Annotated in this window: 5 protein-coding genes and 1 riboswitch; all 5 genes read right to left on the bottom strand. The window is 62.1% G+C overall.

From position 1 onward, the window contains the following. Positions 1-563: cation diffusion facilitator family transporter (locus tag V7M64_RS22000; RefSeq protein WP_333682277.1), on the bottom strand; the 563-nt coding region annotated here is incomplete at its 3' end. A 153-nt stretch (positions 564-716) separates the two neighbouring features. Next, positions 717-1,766 carry an ACR3 family arsenite efflux transporter gene (gene arsB / locus V7M64_RS21995; protein WP_333682278.1) on the bottom strand — a complete coding sequence of 350 codons (1,050 nt, stop codon included), beginning with the start codon at positions 1,764-1,766 and terminating at the stop codon, positions 717-719. A gap of 5 nt (positions 1,767-1,771) precedes the next feature. Continuing rightward, positions 1,772-2,194 (bottom strand): arsenate reductase ArsC, encoded by a 423-nt coding sequence (locus V7M64_RS21990; RefSeq protein WP_333682276.1) that lies wholly within the window; start codon positions 2,192-2,194, stop codon positions 1,772-1,774. Beyond that, entirely contained in the window at positions 2,191-2,661 is a 471-nt protein-coding gene (locus tag V7M64_RS21985; RefSeq protein ID WP_333682275.1) for an ArsI/CadI family heavy metal resistance metalloenzyme, read from the bottom strand. The genes V7M64_RS21990 and V7M64_RS21985 overlap by 4 nt, the downstream gene beginning before the upstream one ends. Continuing rightward, positions 2,658-2,993 carry a metalloregulator ArsR/SmtB family transcription factor gene (locus V7M64_RS21980; RefSeq protein WP_333682273.1) on the bottom strand — a complete coding sequence of 112 codons (336 nt, stop codon included), beginning with the start codon at positions 2,991-2,993 and terminating at the stop codon, positions 2,658-2,660. The genes V7M64_RS21985 and V7M64_RS21980 overlap by 4 nt, the downstream gene beginning before the upstream one ends. 295 nt (positions 2,994-3,288) lie before the next feature. Further along, positions 3,289-3,376: riboswitch (yybP-ykoY riboswitch) on the top strand. The last annotated feature ends 27 nt before the right edge of the window (positions 3,377-3,403 follow it).

The following is a 3,403-nucleotide window of genomic DNA, read 5'->3' as shown; positions in this document are numbered from 1 at the left end:
ATGATCGCGCCGGCCACCGCGGTGGCGATGAACGCGTAAAGATCGTTGAGGATGTGCGCGTAGCTGCCCTGGATGTTGAGGCTTTGCCGGTTCGCCTTGCCCATGATCCAGACCACGGCGAGATTGACCACGATGCCGGCGATCGCCACAAGCGTCATCAAGGAGCCGTGCACCGGCGGTGGCGAGATCAGACGCCGGATCGCTTCGTAGATGAACCAGGCGGCAAGTACCAGCAGGGTGAGACCGTTGGCCTGCGCGCTCAGAATTTCCACGCGCTTGAAGCCGAAGGTATAACGACCGCACGCGGGCCGCGCGGCCATCCGGATCGCGAACAAGGCCAGCGCGATCGAGCCCACGTCGGTCAACATGTGGCCCGCATCGGAAATCAACGCCAGCGATCTCGCCATGATGCCGACCACCACTTCGGCAACCATGAACGCGAGCAACAGCGCCAGCGCGAGTGTCAGCCAGCGCTTGTCCGCATTGAGGCTGACGCCATGACTGTGGCCGTGATGATCGCCAGCCCTGTTATCGCTATGGCCGGAGTGATCGTGCATACGCATCAAATGATCCAATCTTCGTTGGATGCTACGAACGGCGGTGGGCGTTACACAATCACGATGAGTTCAAACGATAGTTCGCACCGCTTTCGGCTACGCTTGAGTTGTGCTTGATCACTCGGCGGCATTTGGGTGGAGGATGCGCCGCTTGACACGTCAGGCGCGTGCCTCGTACCAGCCTCGGCTGCGATTGACGACCTCAACTAGGCCGAGCATGACCGGGACTTCGATCAGCACGCCGACCACGGTTGCCAAGGCGGCGCCGGAGGTGAAACCGAACAAGCTGATTGCGGTCGCCACCGCGAGTTCGAAGAAGTTGCTGGCGCCGATCAAGGCCGAAGGTCCGGCCACGCAATGCGCTTCGCCCAGCCAGCGGTTGAGGCCATAAGCGAGTCCCGCATTGAACAGCACCTGCAGCGTAATCGGCACCGCGAGCAACACGATCACCAGCGGCTGATGCAGGATGGCTTCGCCCTGGAACCCGAACAGCAACACGAGGGTGGCCAGCAATGCGACGAGTGTCCAGGGTTGGGCGCGCTTGAGCGCCGCATCGAGTGCTGCAGCGCCCCGTCGTAACAGGTGTTTTCGCAGAGCTTGCGCGATGGCCAATGGCACCACGATATAGAGCAGCACCGACAGCAGCAGGGTTGTCCACGGCACGTGGATTGCCGCGACGCCGAGCAACAGCGCCACGATCGGCGCAAAGCCGAACACCATGATGCTGTCGTTGAGCGCGACCTGGGTCAGGGTGAAGTGCGCTTCGCCACGTACCAATTGGCTCCACACGAACACCATCGCCGTGCACGGCGCCGCCGCCAAGAGGATCAGCCCGGCGATGTAACTGTCGAGTTGCGCCGCCGGCAGCCACGCCGCAAACAGATGCCGCACGAAGATCCAGCCGAGCAGCGCCATCGAAAACGGCTTGACTGCCCAATTGACAAACAAGGTGACGCCCATGCCGCGCCAGTGTTGCCGCACCGTGCCAAGCGCGCCGAAATCCACGCGCATCAGCATCGGCACGATCATGATCCAGATCAGCACGCCGACCGCAAGATTGATATGCGCGAGTTCGAATCCGCCGAGTGCATGAAACGCGTTCGGCGCGACTCGCCCCAGCACGATGCCGGCGACGATGCACAGCGCGACCCACAAGCTGAGCCAGCGTTCAAAAATCCCCAGCCTCGTGGGTACGGCTTTTTGCACCATCGCACTCACGACGCTGCCTCCGGCGACGAGGCACCCAGATCCGACAATAGCCGCTGCACGCGACGTTCGATCTCGTCGCGTACTGCACGGAACTGTTCGTCGCTCAGCGATTTCGGATCGGGTAGTGCCCAATCCTCGCGATGACGCGCGGGCAACCACGGGCACGCGTCACCACAACCCATCGTTACGACCCAATCGAAGGCCTGATCGGCAAACGCGCTCAGTGGTTTGGGAATTTGTGCGGAGATGTCGCAACCGCGTTCGCCCATGAAGGAAACCGCGCGCGGATTGACGGCATTTGCAGGTTTCGAACCCGCGGAAAAAGCCTCGATGCGATCTGTCCCATGCATGCGCGCAAAGCCTGCCGCCATCTGGCTGCGACAGGCGTTTTCGACGCAGACGAACAGTACGCGCGGCGTGTGGCTCATCCGCAAGCTCCGCCCGAGCAACAGGCTTTTTCGGATGGCGTGGACACCGTCGATGGTCCACAGCAGGCGTTGCCGGACGGTTCGTGCGTGGGCGCGGAATACGTGGTCGCCTCGCCATGGGTGTGGAAGGTTTCCCAGCGTACCCCCTGCGGGTCTTCCGCCCAGTATTTGTCCGCATGCGCATAGCAGCAGGTGGTGCCTTGTTCGGCCAGCGTGACCTTGTCGGCAGCGACCAGACGCGCACCGATTTCTTCCAGTTCCGCGCCATCGTCAGCTTGCAGACCCAAGTGATCGACGCCGGCCGCGCGATCGCGTTGCGAGATCGCGAAGTTCACACGCGGATCATCCAACATCCATTTGGCGTAATCGGACTTGCGCACGCTCGGCTCGGTGCCGAACAGGATGGAATAGAAGCCGATGCTGGCATCCAGGTCGGCGACATTGACGTGTACGTGGAAGCGTTTCATGGACGTTTTCTCCGGGTGGGCGCGCACGTGGGTGTGCAGGAAGCGGCATCGCTGCCGCAACAGTTTTCGGTGAGGAACGCGAGCAACGCGTTCATGCGGGCGTAGTCGGCGCGGCACCGAATCACGCGCCCTTCGCGCTCGTCGCGCACCAGCCCGGCATTGCGCAGCACATTGAGGTGGCTGGTCAGGGTGGCGCCGGGCACTTTCAGGCGTGCGGCGATTTCACCCACCGCCAAGCCTTCCTCGCCGGCCTGAACCAGCAAGCGATAGGCGGCAAGACGGCTGTCTTGCGCCAGTGCACCCAATGCTTTCACGGCTTCGTTCTGTTTCATAATTCCAATAATATAGAAATGTGTGAAACTGTCAAGCCAGCTCCGGGTTCGGGGACGATTTCGCGACGACCGACAGCCACGATGCTCCGCCTGCACGGGCGTAGAGGGGGTGCCGCCTAGGATCAAAATTCGCAGCCGTCACCGGGCTTCGGCTTGAGTAGTGCACCGCAGGCTGGGCAATCCCGGAAGAATTGGCACGCATCCGCGGGGACGCTCCCGACGCCGATCAATACGCCTTGATCCGCGTTCTCACTTCGGTGTTGACCACCGTGCAAGGAACCGATACGTTTACCGTCCCTTTGGGGAGTAGCCGCCTTCGTTGCCAGAAGGGGCCGCGTCAACATACTTGGCTTCGGCCATGGCGCGGCCAGCCGTAACGGGCTTGGCAAGACCACGGGTTTCGGTATCCG

The sequence above is a fragment of the Dyella sp. genome (assembly GCF_036746095.1).
GTDB lineage: Bacteria > Pseudomonadota > Gammaproteobacteria > Xanthomonadales > Rhodanobacteraceae > Dyella_B.
The sequence above is the reverse complement of the archived record's forward strand: the minus strand, read 5'-3'. Positions and strand labels throughout refer to the sequence as shown.